The sequence below is a fragment of the Flavimaricola marinus genome (genome assembly GCF_900184895.1).
Taxonomy (GTDB): domain Bacteria; phylum Pseudomonadota; class Alphaproteobacteria; order Rhodobacterales; family Rhodobacteraceae; genus Flavimaricola; species Flavimaricola marinus.
In genome coordinates this window covers 1-22640 of sequence record NZ_FXZK01000005.1, presented here as the reverse complement: position 1 = coordinate 22640, position 22640 = coordinate 1, and the positions used below count along the sequence as shown (strand labels likewise).

General features: G+C 63.3%; 23 protein-coding genes. 13 read left to right on the top strand and 10 right to left on the bottom strand.

The genetic code is table 11. The annotated features are described in order from the left end of the window. Positions 1-62: 62 nt before the first annotated feature. The 3 genes from LOM8899_RS13235 to LOM8899_RS13225 are packed head-to-tail and all read right to left on the bottom strand — an operon-like array spanning position 63 to position 4031. Positions 63-2231 carry an RNA degradosome polyphosphate kinase gene (locus LOM8899_RS13235; protein ID WP_093992723.1) on the bottom strand — a complete coding sequence of 723 codons (2169 nt, stop codon included), beginning with the start codon at positions 2229-2231 and terminating at the stop codon, positions 63-65. A gap of 39 nt (positions 2232-2270) precedes the next feature. Beyond that, a complete protein-coding gene (locus tag LOM8899_RS13230; RefSeq protein ID WP_093992722.1) occupies positions 2271-2948 on the bottom strand; it encodes a P-loop NTPase family protein in 678 nt (225 codons plus the stop codon). Continuing rightward, positions 2949-4031, bottom strand: coding sequence for an AI-2E family transporter (locus LOM8899_RS13225; protein ID WP_093992721.1), 1083 nt, complete (start codon positions 4029-4031; stop codon positions 2949-2951). Positions 4032-4190: 159 nt separating this feature from the next. On the opposite strand from LOM8899_RS13225, the gene proS reads away from it, so the two are divergent. After that, positions 4191-5531 carry a proline--tRNA ligase gene (proS, locus tag LOM8899_RS13220; RefSeq protein ID WP_093992720.1) on the top strand — a complete coding sequence of 447 codons (1341 nt, stop codon included), beginning with the start codon at positions 4191-4193 and terminating at the stop codon, positions 5529-5531. A gap of 10 nt (positions 5532-5541) precedes the next feature. On the opposite strand, the gene LOM8899_RS13215 is transcribed toward proS, so the two are convergent. Genes LOM8899_RS13215 through LOM8899_RS13200 form a run of 4 tightly spaced genes read right to left on the bottom strand, consistent with a single transcriptional unit; the run spans position 5542 to position 7580 of the window. Further along, on the bottom strand, positions 5542-6195 hold the full coding sequence (locus LOM8899_RS13215; protein WP_093992719.1) for a class I SAM-dependent methyltransferase: 654 nt from the start codon (positions 6193-6195) through the stop codon (positions 5542-5544). Beyond that, the gene (locus LOM8899_RS13210; RefSeq protein WP_093992718.1) at positions 6192-6863 is read right to left on the bottom strand and encodes a DUF2306 domain-containing protein; all 672 of its coding nucleotides are present in this window, start codon (positions 6861-6863) and stop codon (positions 6192-6194) included. Before LOM8899_RS13210 ends, LOM8899_RS13215 begins: the two co-directional genes overlap by 4 nt. Positions 6864-6899: 36 nt before the next feature. Then, positions 6900-7127 carry a helix-turn-helix transcriptional regulator gene (locus LOM8899_RS13205; RefSeq protein WP_093992717.1) on the bottom strand — a complete coding sequence of 76 codons (228 nt, stop codon included), beginning with the start codon at positions 7125-7127 and terminating at the stop codon, positions 6900-6902. A 3-nt stretch (positions 7128-7130) separates the two neighbouring features. Continuing rightward, on the bottom strand, positions 7131-7580 hold the full coding sequence (locus LOM8899_RS13200) for a hypothetical protein (RefSeq protein WP_093992716.1): 450 nt from the start codon (positions 7578-7580) through the stop codon (positions 7131-7133). A 164-nt stretch (positions 7581-7744) separates the two neighbouring features. Between LOM8899_RS13200 and LOM8899_RS13195 the strand changes: the two genes are divergently transcribed. The 6 genes from LOM8899_RS13195 to LOM8899_RS13170 all read left to right on the top strand — a co-directional run bounded on the left by LOM8899_RS13195 (position 7745) and on the right by LOM8899_RS13170 (position 12694). Beyond that, entirely contained in the window at positions 7745-8461 is a 717-nt protein-coding gene (locus LOM8899_RS13195; protein ID WP_093992715.1) for a ThuA domain-containing protein, read from the top strand. 129 nt (positions 8462-8590) lie between these two features. Then, the gene (locus LOM8899_RS13190; protein ID WP_093992714.1) at positions 8591-9850 is read left to right on the top strand and encodes an ABC transporter permease; all 1260 of its coding nucleotides are present in this window, start codon (positions 8591-8593) and stop codon (positions 9848-9850) included. Beyond that, positions 9843-10526 (top strand): ABC transporter ATP-binding protein, encoded by a 684-nt coding sequence (locus LOM8899_RS13185; protein ID WP_093992713.1) that lies wholly within the window; start codon positions 9843-9845, stop codon positions 10524-10526. The genes LOM8899_RS13190 and LOM8899_RS13185 overlap by 8 nt, the downstream gene beginning before the upstream one ends. After that, positions 10523-11500, top strand: a complete 978-nt coding sequence (locus LOM8899_RS13180) for an Ldh family oxidoreductase (RefSeq protein WP_093992712.1) — start codon at positions 10523-10525, stop codon at positions 11498-11500. Before LOM8899_RS13185 ends, LOM8899_RS13180 begins: the two co-directional genes overlap by 4 nt. 94 nt (positions 11501-11594) lie before the next feature. Further along, positions 11595-12236 (top strand): DUF3047 domain-containing protein, encoded by a 642-nt coding sequence (locus tag LOM8899_RS13175; RefSeq protein ID WP_093992711.1) that lies wholly within the window; start codon positions 11595-11597, stop codon positions 12234-12236. Positions 12237-12304: 68 nt separating this feature from the next. Next, positions 12305-12694 (top strand): c-type cytochrome, encoded by a 390-nt coding sequence (locus LOM8899_RS13170; protein ID WP_093992981.1) that lies wholly within the window; start codon positions 12305-12307, stop codon positions 12692-12694. On the opposite strand, the gene LOM8899_RS13165 is transcribed toward LOM8899_RS13170, so the two are convergent. Further along, a complete protein-coding gene (locus tag LOM8899_RS13165; RefSeq protein ID WP_093992710.1) occupies positions 12695-13381 on the bottom strand; it encodes a hypothetical protein in 687 nt (228 codons plus the stop codon). Between the two features lie 1070 nt (positions 13382-14451). After that, complete coding sequence (gene parE / locus LOM8899_RS13160) at positions 14452-16410, bottom strand: DNA topoisomerase IV subunit B (protein WP_093992709.1); 1959 nt, start codon at positions 16408-16410, stop codon at positions 14452-14454. 164 nt (positions 16411-16574) lie between these two features. Between parE and LOM8899_RS13155 the strand changes: the two genes are divergently transcribed. The 4 genes from LOM8899_RS13155 to LOM8899_RS13140 all read left to right on the top strand — a co-directional run bounded on the left by LOM8899_RS13155 (position 16575) and on the right by LOM8899_RS13140 (position 19104). After that, the gene (locus LOM8899_RS13155; protein ID WP_168770544.1) at positions 16575-17507 is read left to right on the top strand and encodes a c-type cytochrome domain-containing protein; all 933 of its coding nucleotides are present in this window, start codon (positions 16575-16577) and stop codon (positions 17505-17507) included. 65 nt (positions 17508-17572) lie between these two features. Continuing rightward, positions 17573-18196: a hypothetical protein gene (locus tag LOM8899_RS13150; RefSeq protein WP_093992707.1), complete on the top strand. Its 624-nt coding sequence runs from the start codon at positions 17573-17575 to the stop codon at positions 18194-18196. A gap of 177 nt (positions 18197-18373) precedes the next feature. Continuing rightward, a complete protein-coding gene (locus LOM8899_RS13145) occupies positions 18374-18694 on the top strand; it encodes an ArsR/SmtB family transcription factor (protein WP_093992706.1) in 321 nt (106 codons plus the stop codon). Then, a complete protein-coding gene (locus tag LOM8899_RS13140) occupies positions 18691-19104 on the top strand; it encodes an SRPBCC family protein (protein WP_093992705.1) in 414 nt (137 codons plus the stop codon). Before LOM8899_RS13145 ends, LOM8899_RS13140 begins: the two co-directional genes overlap by 4 nt. Positions 19105-19146: 42 nt before the next feature. Here the strand turns inward: LOM8899_RS13140 and LOM8899_RS13135 are convergent, their stop codons facing one another. Next, positions 19147-20493 carry an alpha/beta hydrolase family protein gene (locus LOM8899_RS13135; RefSeq protein WP_306456527.1) on the bottom strand — a complete coding sequence of 449 codons (1347 nt, stop codon included), beginning with the start codon at positions 20491-20493 and terminating at the stop codon, positions 19147-19149. Between the two features lie 170 nt (positions 20494-20663). Between LOM8899_RS13135 and LOM8899_RS13130 the strand changes: the two genes are divergently transcribed. Then, positions 20664-21554: an NAD-dependent epimerase/dehydratase family protein gene (locus tag LOM8899_RS13130; RefSeq protein ID WP_093992703.1), complete on the top strand. Its 891-nt coding sequence runs from the start codon at positions 20664-20666 to the stop codon at positions 21552-21554. Next, a complete protein-coding gene (locus LOM8899_RS13125; protein ID WP_093992702.1) occupies positions 21554-22492 on the top strand; it encodes an isopenicillin N synthase family dioxygenase in 939 nt (312 codons plus the stop codon). The genes LOM8899_RS13130 and LOM8899_RS13125 overlap by 1 nt, the downstream gene beginning before the upstream one ends. Positions 22493-22640: the final 148 nt, after the last annotated feature.

Sequence of the window (22640 nt, the reverse complement as noted above, 5' to 3'; positions counted from 1 at the left end):
AGATGAAGCGGCAAGTCGCGGAGGTCAATCGCTTGGCCGGGCCAAGTCCGGCGATCGGTGGATTAGTCGCGCTCGTGGGTCAGTTGCGGCACGTCCGATGCGCCGGCCGAGCCGCGCCCAGATAGGGAGGGGTTCTCCATAAAGAACCTGTGACAGTTGAAGGCGAACCCGTCTTCCGGCCATTCGGCCCGCTCGAACCGGCCGTCCGGGCCCATCACCCAGCTTTGCGCAACGTCAGCCATATTGGCGGCCATGATCTGATCGACGATCTGCGCCTTGACCGTGGCGTTAGTGATCTCGACGAGCGTTTCGACCCGCCGCGTCAGGTTGCGGCCCATCCAGTCGGCCGACGACATGAAGACCCGCGCCTTCTTGGAGGGCAGCCCACGTCCGTTGCCAAAGCATACGATCCGCGAATGCTCGAGGAAGCGGCCGACAATGGATTTGACGCGGATATTCTCGCTCAACCCTTTTATGCCGGGGCGCAGACCACAAATCCCGCGGATCACGAGGCTGATCTTGACCCCGTCCTGCGAGGCCGCATAGAGCGCGTCGATGACGTCCTCTTCGATGATCGAATTCATCTTGGCCCAGATCTCGGCGGGCTTGCCGTTGCGGGCGTGCTCGGCCTCGGCCCCGATCATGTCGAGCAGGCTCTGCTTGAGTGTCGCGGGCGAAATCGCGAGGTTCTCAAGACCCTCGGGCTGGGCATAGCCTCCGACGTAGTTGAACACCTTGGTCGCGTCCCGGCCAAGCCGGGCGTCGCAGGTGAACAGCGAGAGGTCGGTGTAGATCCGGGCCGTGATCGGGTGATAGTTGCCGGTGCCGAAATGGGTGTAGGTTACCAGCTTGTCGCCTTCGCGCCGGACGACGACGCTGATCTTGGCGTGGGTCTTGTATTGCGTGAAGCCGTAAACCACATGCGCCCCGGCACGCTCCAGCCTGCGCGATTGCCGGATGTTTGCGGCCTCGTCGAAGCGGGCCTTCAGCTCGACGAGGGCGGTCACGGATTTGCCGTCCTCGGCGGCCTCGCATAGAGCCTCGACGATGGGCGAGTTGCGCGAGGTGCGGTAGAGCGTCTGCTTGATCGCCACCACGTCCGGATCGCGGGCGGCGCGCTGCAGGAACCGGATCACCATGTCGAACGTCTCGTAGGGGTGATGCAGCAGCATGTCCTTTTGCCGAATGGCGGCGAACATGTCGCCGTCGTGATCCTGCACCCGCTCGGGCACGCGGGGGCTGAACGACGGCCAAAGCAGATCGGGCCGGGCATCGGTGACCAGTTCGGACAAGTCGCCCACGCCGATCAATCCCTCGACCTCGACGACTTCGTCCTCCTTGACGGGCAGCTCGCGCATGATCAGCGTTTTCAACCCTGACGGCGCATTGGCGGAGAGCTTCATCCGCACGACTTCGCCCCGGCGACGACGCTTCAGGGCGGTCTCGAATTCGCTGACCAAATCTTCGGCTTCGTCTTCGACTTCCAGATCGCTGTCGCGCAGGACCCGAAACGCACAGTGGCCCTTGACGCGATAGCCCGGAAACATCCGGTCCAGATGCAGCAGCAAGAGCTCTTCGAGCGGCAGATACCGCAGACCATCGACCGTGGGGACCGACACGAAACGGTCGATCTGGTGCGGCACGGGCAACAGGGCGCGTAGGTCGCGTTTATCTGATACGCGCTCCAGTTGCAGCGCGAGGGCAAAGCCTTCGTTGGGGATGAACGGGAACGGGTGCGCTGGGTCGATGGCGAGCGGAGACAGCACGGGAAAGACGTGATTGAGGAAGTTGTCGAGCAGGAACGGCCTATCCTCGTCCTCCACGTCATGCCGGGTCATGATGGTGATGCCGGCATCTTTCAATTCTTCGGTCAGCGCCTGATAGATCTCTTGCTGCCGGGTCATCAATCGGCGGGCCTCGAGGTCGATCATCGTCAACTGTTCGGCCGGTGTCATCCCGTCGACCGAGGGTGTGGTATTGCCCGCCTGGGCAAGCTCCCGCAGGCCGGCGACGCGAACGGTGTAGAATTCGTCCAGATTGCTGGCCGAAATCGACACGAACCGCAGCCGCTCGAGCATCGGCACCCGCGGGTTCTCGGCCTCTTCCAGCACCCGCCAGTTGAACCCAAGCCAGCTCAGTTCGCGATTGAAGAACCGGGCGGGTCCGGTCAGATCCCCGTCGACTTCGACGGCGGGGACAAAGGGGGCAGTCAGGAAATCGGCTTGTGGCATTTGGTTTTCTACCTCGTATTCATGCCAGACTACGCGTTTTTAGTCGGTCACCGACCAGTCCTTGTCTAAAATAGATCTCGCAAGTGTCCTGTTAATGACAGTCCCTTGGCTCAAGGCGGCCTCGTCGATCGCGGCCACGATCTCGCCCGCGGCGGCGAAGGTTCGTTCCATACGCGGCAACAGCCAGCTGATGAGACTGGGAGATGGGTTCAATTGCCGGTCGGCAAAATGCTTGGTGAGCACGGCGTGCAGGAGCATGTCATCCGGATCGCGGATCGAAACCACGCTGGCAGCCTGCACCCGGCTGGCCAGATCCGGCAGGGTCAGCGGCCAGGCCGCGGGTTCGGACTGGGCGGTCATCAGGAGGCGGCCGCCGCTGGATTTCAGATGGTTGTGCAGGTGAAACAGGTATTCCTGCGCCCCTTGGTCCAGCTGCTCCATATCCTCGACCGCGATCCGCGCCCCGGCATCGGGCAGCGGTGCGTCAGGGTCGATGGCGCAGGCAGGTAGGACGGTCGCGCCGGACTGCTCCTGCCAGACCCGCACGAGATGGCTCTTGCCGCTGCCTCTGGCGCCGGTCACCACCAATTTGCCATCCGGCCAGATCGCATCCTGATTGACCATCGCATAGGCGCTGGCATTGGCCTCTGACACGAAATAGTCGTCAGCGCCCAGCGAGATCCGCGAGGGAAGGTCAAAATACAATTGCTGCGGCATCTAGCTGTCCAGATCAGGCGGCACAGGAGACTCGTCCTTGCCTTTGTAGAGTGGACCATTCTTGTATTGCGAAATGCCGAACCGGGTCAAAACCCCGATGACCGCCGCGACCGGCACCGCAACCAGAAGCCCGACAAATCCGAACAGCGCCCCAAACAGCGACAGCGCAAAGAGAAGCCAGACCGGATGCAGCCCGACGCTCGATCCAACGAGCTTTGGCGTCAGGATGTTGCCTTCGACAAACTGGCCGAGCTGGAAAATACCGGCCACCAACACGATCCACCACCAGTCTCCCCAGAACTGGAACAGGGCAAGACCCACCGCCAAAACGCCTCCGATCAACGCCCCGACATAGGGAATGAAGGTCACGAGGCCGGCCACCGCGCCGATGACGAGGCCGAAATTCAGCCCGACGAGCATCAGGGCCACGGCGTAGTAGGTGCCCAGAATCAGGCAGACGAGGCCCTGCCCGCGGATGAATGACGCCAAGGTGGCGTCGATCTGGCTCGCCAGATGCCGCAGAGTGGGGGCGTGATCCCGTGGCAGCAGCTCGTCGATGCGGGCGATCATGCGATCCCAGTCGAGCAACAGGTAAAAGGTCACCACAGGCACGATGATGGCCAGCACCAATACGTTGATCACCCCGAGGGCCGAAGTCAGCACGGAGTTGATCAGCTCGCCGCCGCGCGCCTGAATGGCCTGACCGATGGCCGCGATCTGGTCGCGGATCGGGCTGCCTTCCTCCATCACCGAGGGGAATTGGGTGGTCAACCACGACTGAAGCCGCTGAAACAGCTCCGGGGCCACGTTCACGAGCTGCCCTGCCTGGCTGATCAGTGTCGGAATGACCAGGAGCACCAGAAGTACGAAGATCAGCAGCGCCACCAAGGTGATGACCACGACGGACATCGTCCGTGACAGGCCCATCCGCTCCAGCCGGTCGGCAATGGGATCAAGGCAATAGGCCACGGCCCCACCCAAGAGGAACGGCAGGATCACATCGCCCAGATACCACAGGATGACAAGGAATGCCGCGGCCGCGATGCCCCAGTATTTGGCCTGGTCTTTTACAGGTAGCGCCATGATGCCTCCGATCTTTGATCCATATGTCGGGCCTAGCCGCGACGAGCGCAAGCTATTTGCCCGTGAAATATCGCTCGGGGCTGCGGGTCACCGCTTGCCTGCCTGCCAATGCCCGCTTACACCCGTCGCGATCGAGATCCGCCCATAGGGAGCCGCGCCATGCGTTTGAGCCGTTATTTTCTGCCTGTTCTCAAAGAGACCCCTCGCGAGGCGCAAATCGTCAGCCACCGGCTGATGTTGCAGGCAGGGATGATCAAGCAGGCGTCGGCCGGGATCTATTCCTGGCTGCCTCTGGGCTACAAGGTGCTCAAGCGGATCGAGCAGATCGTTCATGAAGAACAGGCCCGCGCCGGCCATATGGCGATGCTGATGCCCACCATTCAGTCCGCCGACCTTTGGCGCGAGAGCGGGCGTTACGACGCTTACGGCGAGGAAATGCTGCGCATCAAGGATCGGCACGACCGCGAGATGCTGTTCACGCCCACCGCGGAAGAGCTGATCACCGACATCTTCCGCGCCCATGTGTCCAGCTACAAGGACCTGCCGCTGACGATGTATCAGATCCAGTGGAAATTCCGCGACGAGGTCCGGCCCCGGTTCGGCGTCATGCGGGGCCGCGAATTCTATATGAAGGACGGTTACAACTTCGATCTGACCAAGGAAGACGCGCTGCACGCCTATAACAGGCATCTGGTCAGCTATCTGCGCACCTATGAGCGGATGGGTCTGCAAGCGATCCCCATGCGCGCCGATTCCGGCCCCATTGGCGGCGACGACACCCACGAATTCCTCGTTCTGGCGGATACCGGTGAATCCGAGGTCTTCTATGACAGCGAGATCACCGATCTGAAGTTCGGCGACCGCCAGATCGACTACGACGATCACGCCGCCTGTGCCGCCGTGCTGGCCGAGTTTACCTCCCGCTATGCCCGGACCGACGAAACCCACGACGAGGCCCTGTTCGCGCAGGTGCCGGCGGAGCGGCAGCGGACGGCTCGTGGCATCGAAGTGGGGCAGATCTTCTACTTTGGCACCAAGTATTCCGAGAGCATGGGCGCTACGGTCCAAGGCCCGGATGGCAAATCCGTGCCGGTGCACATGGGCAGCCACGGTATCGGCGTCTCGCGCCTCCTCGGCGCGATCATCGAGGCCAGCCACGACGACAAGGGCATCATCTGGCCCGAAGGCGTCACCCCGTTCCATTGCGGGATCGTCAATCTCAAGCAAGGCGACGACGAGGCGGATGCCGCCTGTCTGGCGCTCTACAACGGGCTGCAGGCGCTTGGGCTCGATCCGTTGTATGACGACCGCAACGAACGGGCAGGGGCCAAGTTCGGCACGATGGACCTGATCGGCCTGCCGTGGCGGATCACCGTCGGGCCTCGCGGGCTCAAGAACGGCGTCGTCGAACTGACCAGCCGTCGGACCGGCGAAAGCGAAGAGCTTCCGCCCGAAGAGGCCATCGCCCGGATCGCAGCGGTTTACTCGCAAATCGCCTGAGCACGCAGGCTCAAACCGCGCGGGTCACGATGAACACCGATTTATCGGGGCCCGGCCGCCACGTCTGAACGATCTCGAAACCGGCTTGCGTGATCTCTGTCTCCAAGGATGTCGCGCTGAGCCGTCCGATCTTGGGGATGATCCGCAGGGCGCTGGCGATGGGCAGGAGCACGCGCGGCAGAACGCCGGGCATATCGCCGACGCAGACCGTGCTGCTGAAGAACAGCCCACCCGGTGCCAGCATCTGGCGCACCCGCCCCAGTACCGCGTGCCGGTCAAGAACCAGATGCAGGATGCTCATGCCCATGACCGCATCATAGGGCCGGTCCGGGATTGGCCAGTCCTCGATAGATGCCTGATGAAACCTGACGTTCTCCACCTTGGCCTCGGCCGCCTTTCCCGAGGCGATTTCGACCATCTTGGACGAATAATCGATCCCGTCGATCTCGGCCACGTGGGGCGCATGGATCAGCGCGGTGGTGCCGGTCCCGCAGCCAAATTCGAGGACGCGCATTTCCTTGGTGAGCAGTGCTTGGGTCAATGCGAGCTTGTGTTGGTAAGCAGCCTCGTCGGCCACCGGCTGACGCGCGTAGCGCGGAGCCATGAAGTTCCAGAACGCGCGCGAGCGGGCCGGTTTCGGGGGCGGAACAGTTGGACGGGTCATGCGGGGTCTCCTTTCCAATGTTGGCTCGTCAGGCGTTGGCTTTGACGTGTCGGGATCACGAACCGGATGACGATTTCCGCCGCCGCGATACTCGTGATCCACGTGCCGACAAAGATCAGGTCGACCGCCAGCCCCGTCGGCGGAACGCCGGTGATCAGAAAGACGGGAAACAACACAAAGGCAATCGGAGCTGTCCCCATACCGATCGCATAAGACCTTATGACCCACGCCCGGTGTCGTGGCAAATCCCCGTTGCGGATCGACGAGATGGCCAGCCACATGCCGATCAGCAGAGCGATGCTGAACAGCACCCGCGAGGCGTCGGTCAGGTTGATGTCGTTGCCCATAAAGGCGGCCACCATGCGCAACCCCGAAAGGCTCAACACCACGCCACTGACCACGAAGATGCGGCCCGACAGCTTGTGCAACCAGCCAAACCGACGCCGGAAAGCTGTCCAGAACTGCAAGGGCCCAAGCAGACCGAACAAGGCACCGCAGAGGCCGTGAAATGCCAATGCCCAAGGCGTTTCGTAGAAATAGAGCGATTCATCGGGAAGGCTGTGGGTGGGCACTTGGACAAAGCGAACAAGGCCCATCACAATCGGTATCAGCGTCAAGAAGACCAGCAGGACAGGCACGCCAACGGCGCGTTTGGAACGACGTTCCATCTGAATTCCTTTCAAAATCTGGGGCGAGGGGCCGGATCAGTCGTCCGGCGGCGCCTCGTAGATGAAGACCTCTTCCAGAGGCTTGCCAAAGGCATGGGCGATGCGAAACGCCAGTTCGAGGGTCGGTGCGTATTTCGCGTTTTCGATGGCCACGATGGTTTGGCGGGTGACGCCCACGGCTGCGGCCAAATCCTTTTGCGTCATCTCATCATTGTCAAAGCGCAGGCGGCGGATGGTGTTGCTGATGGTCGGTGTCTTGGCCATGCGTTAGACCCCGGCGCGATAGCTGGCGATCTTGACGAGATCTCCGGCCAGGCTGCCGAGAGCGAACGAGAAATAGATCATTACAAAGACGGTCAGCGCCTCGAAACCCATGGCCAAAGCCACGATGGAGCCGACAAACCCGATGGCCGCAAACAGCATCGTCACCGAATTACCCCGGATTTCGAACACCTTGTCGCGTTCGTCCACGATGAATCCCGTGTTCTCGCCACGCTCGACAATGGCGATCAGAATGTTTGCCAAGATGATCAACACGACGGTCAGCACGATCCCGGCCGCAATCGTCCACAAGATCATGCGTGCCCAGACCTGCGTGGCGTCCGGGCCGTCCAGCGCCCCGCTGCCGTACATGTTGATCAGCCGGATGATGACATAGGAGTTGATGAGGAGGCTGGTCAGAATGCTGACGAGCGTATTGCGTTCGGTATGTGACATGGCTCTTTCCGACTCGGGGTGTCTGTTTCACTATGCTCTAGGTATGGAATACCAGTCATGGAGTCAAGTATACTATACACTTGGTATGGAATACCCGACTTCACGCTCCGTCTTGACGCTGGCCGCGCGCCGGGCCAGCCTGCGCGCGAAACGGGGAGGCGGACATGACAGAAACAGCATTGATCGTATGGGGCGGTTGGGAAGGGCACGAGCCTGACAAGGTTGCTGCGATCTTTCAGGCGATGCTGGCCGCCGAGGGCGTTTCCGTGACGCTCAGCGACAGCCTGAGCAGCTTTGACGATCCGGACGCCCTGCGTGGCTACGACTTGATCGTGCCGGTCTGGACCATGAGCGAGCTGAGCAAGGACGCGGCAAAGAACGTGTCCGAGGCGGTCGCCCGCGGCACTGGGCTCGCCGGGTGCCACGGCGGCATGTGTGACGCCTTTCGCGCCAATACGCTTTGGCAGTTCATGACAGGCGCCAACTGGGTGGCCCATCCCGGCGGCGACGGCGTCGATTACCGCGTCAGGATTACCGCGCCGGAGCATGAGTTGGTGCAGGGGATCGGTGACTTCGACGTCTCGTCCGAGCAATACTACCTTCACGTCGATCCGGCCAATCAGGTGCTGGCCACGACGACCTTTCCGACGGTGGAGTGGTATCACAGCCCGAACGGCGCTGTCGAAATGCCCGTGGTTTGGACCCGGTCTTGGGGTCATGGCCGGGTCTATTACAACGCCCTCGGCCACCATGCCGACGTGATCGCGGAGGGGCCGGCCCACGAAATGCTGCGTCGCGGATTGATCTGGGCCATGAAGGGCAAAGCGGCGGCCGGGGCTGGCGACGTGACCCGGTGGCAATCGGCGGGCAATCACTTCTAGGTCAACGCCGGCGCGTTTCGGCGTTCTGCGGCCCGGATCGGCGGCATTGTGCGTGGCGAACGCCCTCGGCGTCGCTTGACCGTGGCCGCCGCATGGCTCAGTTTGCGCCAAACAATCAAAGGCAGTCACATGGCAGGCAGCACACCCCCGTTTGCAGGGTTCGAATGGATGATCGCGTGGCGCTATATCCGCGCCAAACGGGCCGAAGGCGGTGTCAGCGTGATGACATGGATCAGCCTGATCGGGATCACGCTCGGCGTCTTTGCACTGATCGCCACCCTGGCGGTGCGATCAGGGTTTCGGGCAGAGTTCGTCGACACGATCGTCGGCGCCAACGCGCATGTCACCGTATTGCGCCCCCGCGACGTGATCACCGACTACGCAGAGATGGGCCAGCGGATAATGGCGGTCGAAGGGGTCAACAGCGTCGCACCGTTGATCCGCGGGCAGTCCATGGCGAGCGCCTTTGGCACCGATACTCTGGCCGACATCTACGGCATTCGGCTTGAGGATCTGAAGCAATCCGATGCCATAACCCAAAGCGAGCGAACCCAGGGCGATATCGACGATCTGCCTAACGGGATCGCGCTCGGCTCGGCGCTGGCGCAGCGGCTTGGGGTCGGCATCGGTGACCGGGTCGAGTTCATCACCCGTTCCGGTGCGGCCACGCCGATGGGGCAGTCGACCCGGCGCAACGCCTATGACGTGGTCTTCATCTTCTCGACCGGACGCTACCAGATCGACGAGGTGCGCGCCTATCTGCCCTTCGACGTCGCCCAGTTCATCTTCAACAAAGACGGCGTCGCCGACGAACTGGAAATCCGGCTGGAGGATCGCGACCAGTCCGAACTGCTCAAGCTCGACATCGCCAACGCGGCCGGTCCCGGCATGTGGGCCTATAGCTGGCAGGACCGGGTCGGACGCTATCTGCGTGCGCTGACCATCGAGGACAACGTCATGTTCGTGATCCTGTCGATCCTCGTGCTCGTCGCCTCGATGAACATCATCAGCGGGCTGATCATGCTGGTAAAGAACAAGGGGCGCGACATCGGCATCCTGCGCACGATGGGGCTGACCGAAGGCTCGATCCTGCGGGTCTTCTTCATCTGCGGTGCCGGGATCGGGACCGTGGGCACGATCCTCGGCGTGGTCTTGGGCTGCCTCTTTGCGATCTACGTCGATCAGATTTTCAGCCTGGTGAATTTCGTCGCCGGTGGCGGCGTCTGGGATCCGTCGATCCGGGGCCTCTACGAAGTGCCCGCCGAATTGCGGCTGTTGGATGTGATCAAGGCGGTTGTCCTGTCGCTCAGCCTGAGCTGGATCATCACGATCTTCCCGGCGCGGCGCGCGGCCCGGATGAACCCGGTGGAGGCGCTGCGCTATGAGTGAACTGGTGCTGCAAATCGACGGGGTGACCAAGGGATATAACCACGGCAAACCAAATCAGGTGACGGTGCTGCAAGGGGCCGATCTGAGCGTCGCCAAAGGCGAGGTCGTGGCCCTCGTCGCGCCCTCCGGGGCAGGCAAATCGACCCTGCTGCATATCGCGGGCCTGCTCGATACGCCCGACGCCGGACAGGTTCGGATCGGGGGCGAGGACATGACCAAGCTGTCCGACCGCAAGCGCACAGCCATCCGTCGCGGCGAGGTGGGCTTCATCTATCAGTTCCACCATCTGCTGCCCGAATTCACGGCGCTGGAAAACATCATCCTGCCGCAGCGGGCCAATGGCGTGGGCGTGTCCGAGGCCACCAAGCGGGCTCAGTCGTTGCTGGATCAGGTCGGTGTCGGTGATCGGGCCGAACACCGCCCAGCGGCGCTGTCCGGCGGCGAACAGCAGCGCGTCGCCTTCTGTCGCGCGCTCGCCAATGCGCCGCGCCTCCTGCTGGCCGATGAGCCGACGGGCAACCTCGACCCGGCCACGTCGGACAGGGTTTTCTCCGCCTTGATGGAGCTCGTACGTGGCACCGGCTTGTCGGCTGTCATCGCCACGCATAACCTCGAATTGGCGTCTCGGATGGACCGGATCGTCCGGTTGGAGAATGGCAAGGTGATTGCCGCATGAAGGTGCAGGTTACAGAAATCGAGGCGGTGTCCCGCGCCGCCCTCGCCGCACACGGTGCCGGAGAGGCCGCCGCAACAGAGGTTGCCCGTGCGGTCGCTCGCGCCGAAGCCACGGGCAACATCATCTGCGGCCTCTACTACCTCGAGAGTTATTGCCTGCAACTGCGATCCGGACGTGTCGACGGGCAGGTCGCGCCACAGGTGAGCCGCCCGAGACCCGGAGCGGTTCTGTCCGATGCGCGGTTCGGCTTCGCCCAACCCGCGTTTGCCGCCGCATTGCCGGATGCGATCACCGCGGCCCGGGAGAACGGCATTGCCAGTCTTGCCGTCGCCCATGCCCATACCTGCACGTCGCTTGGGTTCTTTACCGAGCAGATCGCCGCCGCCGGGCTGATCGGGATTGGTTTTACCAACGCCTCGGCGATTGTCGTCCCGCCCGGCGGGACGGACCCTGTGATCGGCACGAACCCACTGGCCATGACCGTGCCGGGGCCGGACAAGCCGCTGATGCATTTCGATTTCTCGACCTCGGCCGTGGCCTTGGGCAAGATCACCATGGCCAAGGCCGCGGGTGAGAGCATCCCCTTGGGCTGGGCCGTCGATGCAGAAGGTCAGCCGACGACCGACCCGGCCAAGGCCTTGCAGGGTGGGTTGGTTAGCGCCGGTGGCTACAAGGGCTGGGGGCTTGGGCTTCTGGTCGAGATCCTCGCGGCCTGCATGACCGGCGGTGTGAATTCGCTCGACGTCAAAGGGCTCAAATTGCCAGACGGGCCGCCGCACGATCTGGGCCAGTTCTATCTGCTGATCGACCCCGGAACCTACGGCGATCATTTCAGTGCCCGGTTCGCTCGGCTCGCAGAGGCGATTGGTGCACAGGACGGCGCCCGCATTCCCGGTGCCGACCGCAGGGAGTGGAAAGAGATCGACGTTCCCGACGCGCTCTGGGCGCTGGCACAGTCCCTCACGACCGGTTGACACAACCCTGACATTGCCGTGACGGGACACGCATTTTCTTGCCGGGTTTCGCGCATGGGATAGGTTCTCTTCCAATGATGGAGGATCTGGTCTCATGCGTTTTACCCTGCCAATCGCCGTTCCCGCGGCACTCATAGCGAGCACCGTCCTTGCCGGTCCGGTCTCGTTCTCATCGGGCTGGAACGAGCAGCGGTTGTCGCTGTTCAACTCCAACGACTACAGCTTTGGGAGCAGTTTGGGGATCGTCTCCGAAGACGCCGTGTCCTTGGCGTGGGCTCGGCTACCGCGCAGCGAATGGGGATCGCGTTCCGCCTCATGGTCGTGGTCTGTTGCGCAATCCGTGCCGGCGACCGATCTCAGACGCAAAGGCGGCGACGATCGTAACATCTCGATTTATTTCGTCTTCTTGCCCGAAGCCGTGGCCGCAGGTTTGGAGGGGGCAAATATCCGTCAGTTGATGGGCAACCGCGACGTTCGGATCCTGCAATATGTCTGGGGCGGCAACCACGGGCGCGGCGCGATCCTGGGCTCTCCCTATGCTCCGGGCCAAGGGGTCACGGTTGCATTGCGTCAGGCCGGGACTGGCGCACATTCGGAAAGCGTTGATCTGGCACGGGATTTCCAAGCGGCCTTTGGCGGTGCACCCGGTGCACTGGTGGGGCTGGCGGTGTCCGCCGACAGCGACGACACCGACAGCGCGATCCAGGCTACTGTGAGCGGTCTGACGCTGCGCTGACAGATTGACGCAGATCAAGGTGGTATTTCCGAAATTGCCCCAACATGATGGGGCAATGGAGGTGCCTGATGCGCATATTTGGATTCTTGGCGATATCTGTTCTAGCGGGGTGTGTGGCGGAGCCTGACGTGTCGGGGCAGCAGTTGTTCACCGACAATTGCGCCGCTTGCCACGGCATCACGGGTATCGGAGACGGCGTGGCAGCGCCCGCCCTGAGCGTGACCCCGCCCGACCTCACCGGGCTGACTGCCAGAAATAGCGGCGTTTTTCCAAGGGATTACGTCATGTCCACGATCGATGGCTATAGCCGCGGCACGCACTTTGCGCCCGACATGCCGGCCTTCGGGGAGGGGGATTTGGGGGATGTCGTCATCGTCGAGAACCCCGACGGGACAGGCACGCCGATCCCCTTGGACCTGATCGCGCTGGCTGATTATCTGGAGAGTATCCAGCGATAATCAGGCCGGTCCGTCGCAGATCCCGTCGAGCGTAACCCCTTGCCACGGAAGGTAAATTTCGGTGGCGAGGGGCTGCGAGATCGGGGGGAGGGCGAAGTGTTCGGAGAGCATGGCGTGCAGACGTGAGGTGCGGGGCGAATCGGGGGCCAGCGCCTTGCAGCAGAGATACTCCTCCATGATCGCGCCCTGCTGCTCGTAGGCAAAGCTCAGGAACGGAGAATTCGTTTCCGGATCAAAGAGATAGGGGTCGCGCCCGCCGGTGTGTTCGAGCGCCGCCTTCAACGGGTGATAGCCGGTGATCTCGCGGTTCTGCCATTGCCAGACGTGGACCATCTCGTGGGCCAGCAACATCGCGTCCGGCAGGTAGACCCTGTCGGGATATTGGCTCATGAAATCAGGGGTATAGAGCCTGTCGTCGAAGTAGACCTGCCGGAAGGCGGTCAGCGCCTGAGTGCTCACACGCGCGGTCGGCCCCTGGATCGGCGGATATATTCTTTGCTGGCAGGTCAGGCGCGGCCGCACGGGCACGGTGCGCGGGCTGGGCGGCCGCAGCCCATCGGCCAGAAACGCCTGCGAGGCGTCGATGTCAGGCCCTTGATATGTATTGATAAAGGCCAGCTCAGAGGGCGTGAGCGGCCGTCCGCAAGAGACAAGCAGGGTCAGGCTGAGGATCAGGAGAATGCGCATGATGTGCACGCTATCCGGGTGTCTGCCCGAGGGGAATGCACAACTTTGTTGGGGCAGGGGTTAACGCCCTGAATTCGCGGGATTTCGCCGTTGCGGTATCACGTCGGTATGGCGTCGGTATGCCGTAGGTGCGGTTTTCGGTGCTCTATGGGGCGGGGCCGTGGTGAACACAACGGGCGGTCTGCGGGATTTGCTTTAACGCTTGGGCCCGTGGTTGAGGGGGCGCATTCGGGAGGGGCCGGTTCCCTGTGCCCGGGGGAGGATGAGTTTTTTGGCCAAGATGAAGGTGGCGGTCCGCGCCGTCCTGGAAACTGTCCAGTGGACAGTTTCAGGCGCGGACGGGCGGAGCCCCGGGGGCGGTCGAGTTTTGCGCCAGAGACGCGCCCGGGCCTGGGAGGGCGGTTGGCCGGGCTGGTTTATGTGGTGTGCTTTTAGGAGGCGGTGTTGGGGTTCACGCCGTCTCGGAAACTGTCCAGTGGACAGTTTCAGGCGTGGACGGGCGGAGCCCCGGGGGCGGTTGAGTGGCGTGAAAGGGACGCGCCCGAGCCTGGGAGGGCGGTTGGCCGGGTTGGTTTGTGCGCTGTGCCTTTAAGAGGCGGTGTTGGTTGGGCTGTGAAGGTGGGTGCCAAGGCGCCCTCCCGGGGGGAGGATCGGGCGCGGCCCGCGGTGCGGGCTACACCAAGATATATTGTCCCTTTCAATCAGATGAATTGTCCGCGATTACCTCTTTAGGCCTGCCCAATCCGGAACGGCGATCACAAATTCGGCCTTTGGAAGGCCATATAGACCATCGCGGTTCAATGCAGGCAATGACACTTTATTTGCCACGCAATGATTCTGAAAAGGTTCTTCGTGAATCGTCGAAATACTTGGACCTAAAGATGAGGTGGTGCAAACGTCACAAGCAAACAGTTTGAGGTCGCCAAAATATGCGACGGACCGCACACTATTTGGTCTCTCGAAGCAGAGCTGGCATTGAACTTCCATTTCATGATCTCCTATTGAAGCTATGAAAAGAAGCTAATCGCCCGTTGTTTTAGGGCGCAATGCACAAGAGAAAAAAGACGCATTCAAACATCCAACTCCTCCACAAACCGCGCGTTCTCCTGAATATACTGGAACCGCAATTCCGGCTTTTTCCCCATCAACCGCTCCACCAGATCGGCGGTCTCTCCCGGCTCGTCGTCGTGGAGTGACACCCGGATCAGTTTGCGGGTGGCGGGGTCCATGGTGGTGTCCTTGAGGTCTTTGGCGTCCATCTCGCCCAGACCCTTGAACCGCTGCACGTCAATCTTGCCCTTGCCGCCGAGCCCTTTGGCCATCCAGAGCTCTTTCTCGGCGTCGTCGGCCACGTAGACCCGCCGCGCCCCCTGCGTCAGCCGGTAGAGCGGCGGGCAGGCGAGGTAGAGGTGACCGTTGTCGATCAGCGGCCGCATCTGGGTGAAGAAGAACGTCATCAGCAGGGCGGCGATATGCGCGCCGTCGACGTCGGCGTCGGTCATGATGATGATCTTGTCATAGCGCAGATCGTCGAGGTTGAACCGGGTGCCCATGCCAACCCCGAGCGCTTCGCAGAGGTCGTTGATCTCGGCGTTGGTCGAGAGTTTCCCCGAGGCGGCCCCGAGCACGTTGAGGATCTTGCCCTTGAGCGGCAGCAGCGCCTGGGTCTTGCGATCCCGCGCGCCCTTGCCGGAGCCGCCGGCCGAGTCGCCCTCGACGATGAACAGCTCGGTGCCTTCGCGGTTCTTGTTGGTGCAGTCGGTGAGCTTGCCCGGCAGCCGCAGCTTCTTGGTCGCCGTCTTGCGCGCGGTCTCCTTCTCCTGCCGCCGCCGCAGCCGTTCCTCGGCCCGCAGCACGAGGAAATCGAGGATCGCGCCTGCCGATTTGGTGTTGGCGGCGAGGAAGTTGTCGAAGTGGTCGGAGACGGCCAGCTGCACCAGCCGCTGCGCCTCGGCGGTGGCGAGCCGGTCCTTGGTCTGCCCGACGAACTCCGGCTCGCGGATGAAGCACGACACCAGAGCGCAGCCGCCGGTGATCAGGTCGTCACGGGTGATGTCCTTGGCCTTGCGGTTGCCGACAAGCTCGCCGTAGGCGCGGACCCCTTTGAGGATGGCGTTCCAGAAGCCGATCTCGTGGGTGCCGCCTTCGGGCGTGGGCACGGTGTTACAGTAGGACTGGATGAAGCCGTCCCGCATCGGTGTCCAGTTGATCGCCCATTCGACCTTGCCGGGCACCTGGAACTTCTCCTCGAAGCTGACGGTGCCGGCGAAGGGCTGTTCGGAATAGGTGGTCGCGCCGCCGAGCGTTTCGCCGAGGTAGTCGGCAAGCCCGCCGGGGAAGTGGAACGTCGCCTCGAGCGGGGTCTCGCCGTCGTTGATCGCGGTCTTCCAGCGGATTTCGACGCCGGAGAAGAGGTAGGCCTTGGACCGCACCATCTTCATCATCCGCGCCGGTTTGAACCGGTGGTGTCCGAAGATCTGCTCGTCGGGGTGGAAGGTGGTCGTCGTCCCGCGCCGGTTTTGCGTCGGCCCCAGTTTCTCGACCGGCCCGAGCGGGATGCCCCGGGCGAAGCGCTGCTCGTAGAGCTCCTTGTTCCGGGCGACCTGCACGACCATCGAATCGCTGAGCGCGTTGACCACGGAGGCGCCGACCCCGTGCAGACCGCCGGAGGTCTGATAGGCCTTGCCGGAGAACTTGCCGCCTGCGTGCAGGGTGCAGAGGATCACTTCGAGGGCGGACTTGTTCGGGAACTTCGGATGCGGATCGACCGGGATGCCGCGTCCGTTGTCGCGGATCACGACGGAGTAGTCCTCCAGAAGCTCGACCTCGATCCGGGTGGCGTGTCCGGCGACCGCCTCGTCCATCGAGTTGTCGAGCACCTCGGCCACGAGGTGATGCAGCGCCCGCTCGTCGGTGCCGCCGATATACATGCCGGGCCGTTTGCGAACGGGCTCCAGCCCTTCGAGCACCTCGATGCTGTCGGCGTTGTAGTCGTCGGGGGAAGCTCCGGAGAGGAGATCATCGGCCATGGGGTGCGCCTGCTGCTGCTATTGTTGGTTGTCGCGTATATTGTCAGGCAGGGACGGTGGGGGCAACTCCGCTTGTGGGCTTGCCGCAGCGATCATTTCTGCGGAAACTGCCTTTGACACGGCAGGAGCGGGGGATCGCGATGGCGATTGGCAGGGAACGGCGCTTGATTCGCGCGGGCAGGGCGGCGCGGCGTGGCAGGCTGGCCACCGGGGCGCTTGCATGGGCGCTGGCCGTCGCCGCCGCTTTCGCCGCCCCAGTCGCCGCGCAATCCCCGCTGTGGCCGGAGGTGAGCGCCCTTCTCTCGGAGCGCTGTGTCGCCTGCCATTCCGGCGAGTTCGCGCCGCTGGGCCTGTCGCTCGACAGCCACGAGGGCGTGATGGCCGGCTCTGAGAACGGACCCGTCGTGCGCCCGGACGACGTTGCCGCCAGCCCGATCCTGCGCCGTTTGCGCGGCGAGGCGCAGCCGCGGATGCCATTGGACGGGCCACCGTTTCTGGAGCCGGAGCAGATCGCGCTGATCGAGGGCTGGATCACGGCCGGTGCGCCGCGTGACGGCGCGGCAGAGCCTGCGCCGGAGCCGCCCGAGGATGACGGCATCGTCACCTTTGCCGATGTCGACGCGATCCTTCGGCAGCGGTGTATCGTCTGCCATTCCGACAACGGGCGGATGGCCGCGCCGCCCGAGGGGCTGCGCCTGACCACGCTGGCGCTCGTCTTGCGGGGCGGCGACAGGGTCGTGGTCATCCCCGGCAATCCAGACGCCTCAGAACTTTGGCGCCGCGTCGTCGGCCATGCCACGCCCCGGATGCCGTTCGACGGCCCGCCGTGGCTGACCGAGCCGCAGATCGAGACCATCGGCCAGTGGATCGCGGAAGGCGCGATCGACGACGCAGGCCGGCCGGCACCGATCCCCGTGGGGGCGGAACTGCGCCTGCGCGGGAGCGTGACCGGCCCGTCCGAGATCGACGGGGCCGGTTTTGTCGTGACAGGGGCCACCCGCGTCGAGGATCGTCTGTCGGTCGGCATGGAGGCCGAGATGCGCGGCGTGGTCGATGCCGCGGGCGGAGTGGTGGCCACGCGCCTGCGGGCGCGGTAGCGTCGGCGCTCTGCCGTGCTGCGCCGCCCCGGACGCGGGCTGATCGTCAGAGAGGGAGCAGGATCATGCAGACAGCGACCAAGACCCTTTGGGACAGGCAGAACCAGCATCCCGGCGACCGGCACCGCCTGTTTCAGGCCGTCGGCGCGGTGCTTGAACCGGCCAGGGTTCTCTATGCCGGCAGCTATGTCGATATCGCCCCGTCCTTCGTGTTTCCCGACGTGACCTATGTGGACATGGACAAGCGGGCGAAACGGTTCTTTGATGACCCGGAGGGCGTGCGCGAGATCATCGACCGGCACGCGCCAAAGTGCTCGGATTGCCGCTTTGCCTTCCTCCATTCCGACTATGCCAAGCTGAACCTGCCGGAGCAGACGTTCGATCTGCTGATCTCGCTCTATGCCGGGTTCATCTCGGAGCATTGCACCCGGTTTCTCGAGGTGGGCGGCCACCTGCTCGTCAATCCGAGCCACGGCGACGCGGCGCTCGCTTCGATCGACGACCGCTATGCCCTGTCTGGCGTGGTGCTCTCGCAGGGTGGTGCCTACCGGGTCCGACAGACCGGGCTGGACGCCTATATGCAGCCCAAGACGGCGGTCGAGATCACCCGCGAGGGGCTGTTCGCGTCGCAGCGCGGCGTGGCCTATACCCGCCCGGCCTTTGCCTATCTGTTCGAGCGGGTGCGTTAGCCGCCCTGTCTGTGCCGGAGATCTCCTCTTGACGTGATACCTTTTGGTATCCATAAGATGTGATACCAAAAGGTATTATATTAAGGGAGGTCACATGAACGACGCGCCAATGGCTCTAAGGGCGGACGGCCCCGCGATTGCGTCGGGTGATCCCGGCGGTGCCGCAATGGGGCGAGCATGAGTATGCACGAGCAGATGGGCTTTCGCGCGCTCGCCGATCCAACCCGCCGCGACATCCTGCATTTGCTTGCCAAACACGAGATGACCATCGCGGAGGTCGCGGAAAATTTTCAGATGACCCGCGCGGCGGTCAAAAAGCACCTGACCATACTGAGCGAGGGTGACCTGATCACCGTTCGCACCGACGGGCGATCCAAGGTCAACGCGCTGAACCCTGCGGGGATGAAGCGCGTGGCAGATTGGTTCACCTATTTCGACGCCTTCTGGGACGAGCGGTTGGCGACGCTCAAGACTGAAATCGAAAAGGACATGCAATGACCGACACAGTGCTTCGCAAATCAATCTACCTCAAGGCCACGCCGGAAAAGGTCTGGGCCTATCTGACCGACCCGCAAAAGCTGGCCATCTGGTTTCACAAACCCAAGACCCCATTGGTTGAGGGCGCTTATGCGATGTATGGCACCGAAAGCGGCAACAAGCTGATGTGGGGCGACGTGTCCGTCGCCGAGCCGTTCTCGCGCCTGGAGTATACCTTCACCATTGCCCAGATGGGCGATCACGTCAGCACGGTGAAGTGGACGTTGCAGGAGGTTCCCGGTGGAACCAACCTGTCACTGCTGCACGAGGGCCTGCCGCAAGGGGAAGAGGCTTTTGGCCTGACCCTTGCTCTCGACAAGGGCTGGGACGAGCACCTTGGCCGGATGCGCGTCTCGGCGCACGAGGAATAGCCTTGGTTGGAGTGATCGGGGCGGATCTGAGCGGGCGGGGCGTTACTCGCCCACGCCCCGCGTCTCGAACCGCAGGCCTACGGCGGTCCGGTTCTGGAACCCTTCCCAGTAGCTGAAATCCGCCGTCGGCATGCCCGCGTCGTCGACCGCCCAGAGCCCGTCCTGTGCCCGAGGCACGAGGTCGAGATAGACCTGCCGGTCGGCCAGTTGCCGCAGGTGCAGGTCGAGGAAGGCGGTCACGAAATGCGCCGAGACGTTGTTCAGCCGCACCGTATCCCAGACCGGATCGGCGTAGTGGTCGAAGGGCGTGAAATTCAGCGCCGGCGAATTGGCCCATGCCTCCAGCGGGGCAGGGATCGGCGCGCCCGCGTTGTGATTGGCGTTCTCGAAGGTCAGCAGGTGCCGGGTGGTGCCCTTCGTCTCGGCAAAGATCTGGCGGATCGCGTCATAGCCCGCCACGTCGTCGAGCGAGCCTGCGATGATCATCAGCGGCTTTTCGATCGCGGCCAGCCCGTCGCCGTCCCAGACGTTGGTGTTGCGCCCCCACGGCGAGAAGGCCACCACCGCCTTGATCCGCGGATCGACGAGGTTGGACAGGCTGTCGCTGCCGGCCATGTTCCGCTCCAACAGCCGCTGCGGTGCGCTGAAGTTATACGACGGCGCGTCCTGCGTGACCCCGCCGCCGGCAAAGATCAGCGCCCCGTAGCCGCCCATCGAATAGCCGACCACGGCGGCGTTTTCGCTGTCGATCGCAAGCCCAAGTTCGTCGGACAGCCCGGCGAGGCTGTCGAGCACGAAGCGTTGATCCCACGGCCGGTTGACCAGCGTGGAGCCAAAGGCCCCCTGATCGTCATAGGTGCTGTCGGGGTGGTCGATGGAGGCGACCACATAGCCCTTGGAGGCAAGCGTCTCGCCCAGATGGCTCAGCAGGAACCGGTTGCCCGGATAGCCGTGGCTGAGGATCACCAGCGGAAACCGGTCCGGGGCAGGGGCCGCATCCCGCGAGGCCCGCCCGGTGAGCGTGGCCGAGGTGACCCCGTCGCGCAACAGCACCGAATAGCTGCCGCCCTGCGGCGTGCCTTCGGCCGCCGGATACCAGATCTCGACGGTCAGCGTCCGGTCATAGACCGGCGGCGCACCGTCGGCGGTGGTGTTGACCACGTCGATCTGGCTGGGGTTGGTGAAGCTGCGGGTGGTCACCCCGATCAGGTAGTTGCCGTGCGCACCGAGCGCCGGCGCATCGGGCCGCACCAGATCGATCCGGTTGATCGCGCTGACGGGGCCCGGGCCGGATCCCGGCGCGGCGGTCTGGGCACTCATCCCGCCTGCCACTCCCACAGCCAACACAAGGGCGCCAAGAATGGCGAGAGTTGGTCGTGCGCGGCGCATGGCATAGTCCTTTGGAGCAAATTCTCGGTCGGCATACCTTAGCATGCCAGTTTGACACCGAATTGATAGGTCAAAAGAACCGCAATTCGCGGGAAAATTCGCCCCTTGATGCCCTTGCTACTACGGGGGCGCGGGGGAATACTATGCCTTCAATCACGAGGATAGAGCGGATGCGCATTTTGTTTACCGGAGGAAGCGGCAAGGCGGGGCGCCATGCGATCCCCTACCTTGTGGAACAGGGTCACCGGGTGACCAACGTCGACAAGGTCAAGCTCGACATCCCCGGCGTCGACTGGCTCAACGTCGAGCTGACCGATGCGGGCGAGGTCTTCAACGCCTGTTCGGCCTATGCCGGATTCGACGAGCTGGAGCCGGGCACCGGCGTGCCGCGCTATGACGCCATCGTCCATTTCGCCGCGATTCCGTGCATCCTGATTCGCCCGGACAACACCACCTTCCAGATCAATACCATGAGCACTTACAACGTGTTGGACGCCGCAGTTAAACTCGGCATCCCGAAGGTGATCTTTGCCTCGAGCGAGACGACATACGGCGTCTGCTTTGCCGATGGCGAGCTCAAGCCCGACTACGTGCCGGTGGACGAAGAGCACCCGACCGTGCCGATCGACAGCTACGCCATGTCGAAGGTCGTCAACGAGGCCTGCGCGCGGTCGTTTCAGGCCCGTTCCGGCATCGACATATACGGGTTGCGCATCAATAACGTCATCGAACCCCATGAATATGCCCAAAATTTCCCCGAATACATGAAAAACCCGGACATGCGCCGGCGGAATTTCTTTGCCTATATCGACGCCCGCGATCTGGGGCATATGGTGGAGTGTTGCTTGCAGACGGATGGTTTGGGCTATGAGGTCTTCAACGTGTCGAACGACGACATGTCTGTCGGTCTGACCTCGGACGAGGTGATCGCCCGTTATTATGAGGGCGTGCCGGTAAAATCCGAAATGGGCCCGAACGAGACGTTCTACAGCAACGCCAAGGCCAAGCGGATGGTGGGTTTCCAGCCCAAGCATTCGTGGCGTGATGTTTTGGAGAGTTGATGCAATTTCCCGTCTTTGATCTGGCCGCCTTCGAGGCGTCCGAAGGAGAGGCCCGTCAGGCCCTCGCCCGCACTCTGGACACCATCCTCGGCGAGACCGGGTTTCTGGTGTTGCGCGGCCACGGCGTGCCGGAGGCCCTGACCGAGGCCGTCTGGGACGCCGCCGGTGCGTTCTTTGCCCTGCCGCCCGAGGTCAAGGCCAAGAGCGCCCCGCCGCGCCCCGGCGCCCCCTACGGCTGGCTCGGCCCCAACGTCGAGGCGCTTGCCGCCTCCAAGGGCGAGGACACGCCGCCCGACCTCAAGGAGAGCTTCAACGGCGGCCCGCAGGCCGTGCCGGACGGCATGACCGATCCCGAGGCGGTGGCGTCCGTCTATCAGCCGACGCCCTGGCCCGATCTGCCCGGCTTTCGCCCGGCGTGGCAGGCCTACTATGCGGCGATGGAGGATCTGGCGAACCGGGTGATGGTGGCCTTTGCCGCCGCGCTCAACCTGCCCGAGGATTACTTCGTGCCGCTGATCGACGCCCCGATCTCGGCGCTTCGGGCGTTGCAGTACCCCGCCACCATCGGCCAGCCGCTCGACAAGCAGCAGCGTGCCGGCGCCCATACCGACTACGGATCGCTGACCATTCTGATGCCGCAGCCCCATAGCCGCGGTCTCGAGGTGATGACCGGCGGCGACTGGGTCGAGGTGCCGGCCGAGCCGGGCGCCTTTGTCATCAACATCGGGGATCTGATGGCCCGCTGGACCGCGGATCGCTGGGTGTCGACCCTGCACCGGGTGGTGGCCAAGCCCGACCAGCCCGCCCGTCGGAGCCTTGCGTTCTTTCATCAGCCCAACTGGGCCGCCGAGATCGTGCCGCTGGACGGGTCGGATGCCTATCCGCCGGTGCTCTCCGGCCCCTATCTGATGGAGAAATTCCGCGCGACGGGGCGGTGAGGGGAAGGGCGGCTTTGCGGAGATACTGTTGAAAAAGTCCGTTGATCTGATGATCTAGTCCTGATTCACTTGATTTGAGAGTGGAGGACATGGCGATGATGGGTTCAAGGCAGGTGGCGCAAGGCGCGCTTTTCTATGAGTTCTCAAT

Excerpts from the sequence above, each read along its gene's own strand:
- LOM8899_RS13235 (WP_093992723.1), bottom strand. The coding sequence starts at position 2,231 with ATGCCACAAGCCGATTTCCTGACTGCCCCCTTTGTCCCCGCCGTCGAA.
- LOM8899_RS13230 (WP_093992722.1), bottom strand. The coding sequence starts at position 2,948 with ATGCCGCAGCAATTGTATTTTGACCTTCCCTCGCGGATCTCGCTGGGC.
- LOM8899_RS13225 (WP_093992721.1), bottom strand. The coding sequence starts at position 4,031 with ATGGCGCTACCTGTAAAAGACCAGGCCAAATACTGGGGCATCGCGGCC.
- proS (WP_093992720.1), top strand. The coding sequence starts at position 4,191 with ATGCGTTTGAGCCGTTATTTTCTGCCTGTTCTCAAAGAGACCCCTCGC.
- LOM8899_RS13215 (WP_093992719.1), bottom strand. The coding sequence starts at position 6,195 with ATGACCCGTCCAACTGTTCCGCCCCCGAAACCGGCCCGCTCGCGCGCG.
- LOM8899_RS13210 (WP_093992718.1), bottom strand. The coding sequence starts at position 6,863 with ATGGAACGTCGTTCCAAACGCGCCGTTGGCGTGCCTGTCCTGCTGGTC.
- LOM8899_RS13205 (WP_093992717.1), bottom strand. The coding sequence starts at position 7,127 with ATGGCCAAGACACCGACCATCAGCAACACCATCCGCCGCCTGCGCTTT.
- LOM8899_RS13200 (WP_093992716.1), bottom strand. The coding sequence starts at position 7,580 with ATGTCACATACCGAACGCAATACGCTCGTCAGCATTCTGACCAGCCTC.
- LOM8899_RS13195 (WP_093992715.1), top strand. The coding sequence starts at position 7,745 with ATGACAGAAACAGCATTGATCGTATGGGGCGGTTGGGAAGGGCACGAG.
- LOM8899_RS13190 (WP_093992714.1), top strand. The coding sequence starts at position 8,591 with ATGGCAGGCAGCACACCCCCGTTTGCAGGGTTCGAATGGATGATCGCG.
- LOM8899_RS13185 (WP_093992713.1), top strand. The coding sequence starts at position 9,843 with ATGAGTGAACTGGTGCTGCAAATCGACGGGGTGACCAAGGGATATAAC.
- LOM8899_RS13180 (WP_093992712.1), top strand. The coding sequence starts at position 10,523 with ATGAAGGTGCAGGTTACAGAAATCGAGGCGGTGTCCCGCGCCGCCCTC.
- LOM8899_RS13175 (WP_093992711.1), top strand. The coding sequence starts at position 11,595 with ATGCGTTTTACCCTGCCAATCGCCGTTCCCGCGGCACTCATAGCGAGC.
- LOM8899_RS13170 (WP_093992981.1), top strand. The coding sequence starts at position 12,305 with ATGCGCATATTTGGATTCTTGGCGATATCTGTTCTAGCGGGGTGTGTG.
- LOM8899_RS13165 (WP_093992710.1), bottom strand. The coding sequence starts at position 13,381 with ATGCGCATTCTCCTGATCCTCAGCCTGACCCTGCTTGTCTCTTGCGGA.
- parE (WP_093992709.1), bottom strand. The coding sequence starts at position 16,410 with ATGGCCGATGATCTCCTCTCCGGAGCTTCCCCCGACGACTACAACGCC.
- LOM8899_RS13150 (WP_093992707.1), top strand. The coding sequence starts at position 17,573 with ATGCAGACAGCGACCAAGACCCTTTGGGACAGGCAGAACCAGCATCCC.
- LOM8899_RS13145 (WP_093992706.1), top strand. The coding sequence starts at position 18,374 with ATGAGTATGCACGAGCAGATGGGCTTTCGCGCGCTCGCCGATCCAACC.
- LOM8899_RS13140 (WP_093992705.1), top strand. The coding sequence starts at position 18,691 with ATGACCGACACAGTGCTTCGCAAATCAATCTACCTCAAGGCCACGCCG.
- LOM8899_RS13135 (WP_306456527.1), bottom strand. The coding sequence starts at position 20,493 with ATGCGCCGCGCACGACCAACTCTCGCCATTCTTGGCGCCCTTGTGTTG.
- LOM8899_RS13130 (WP_093992703.1), top strand. The coding sequence starts at position 20,664 with ATGCGCATTTTGTTTACCGGAGGAAGCGGCAAGGCGGGGCGCCATGCG.
- LOM8899_RS13125 (WP_093992702.1), top strand. The coding sequence starts at position 21,554 with ATGCAATTTCCCGTCTTTGATCTGGCCGCCTTCGAGGCGTCCGAAGGA.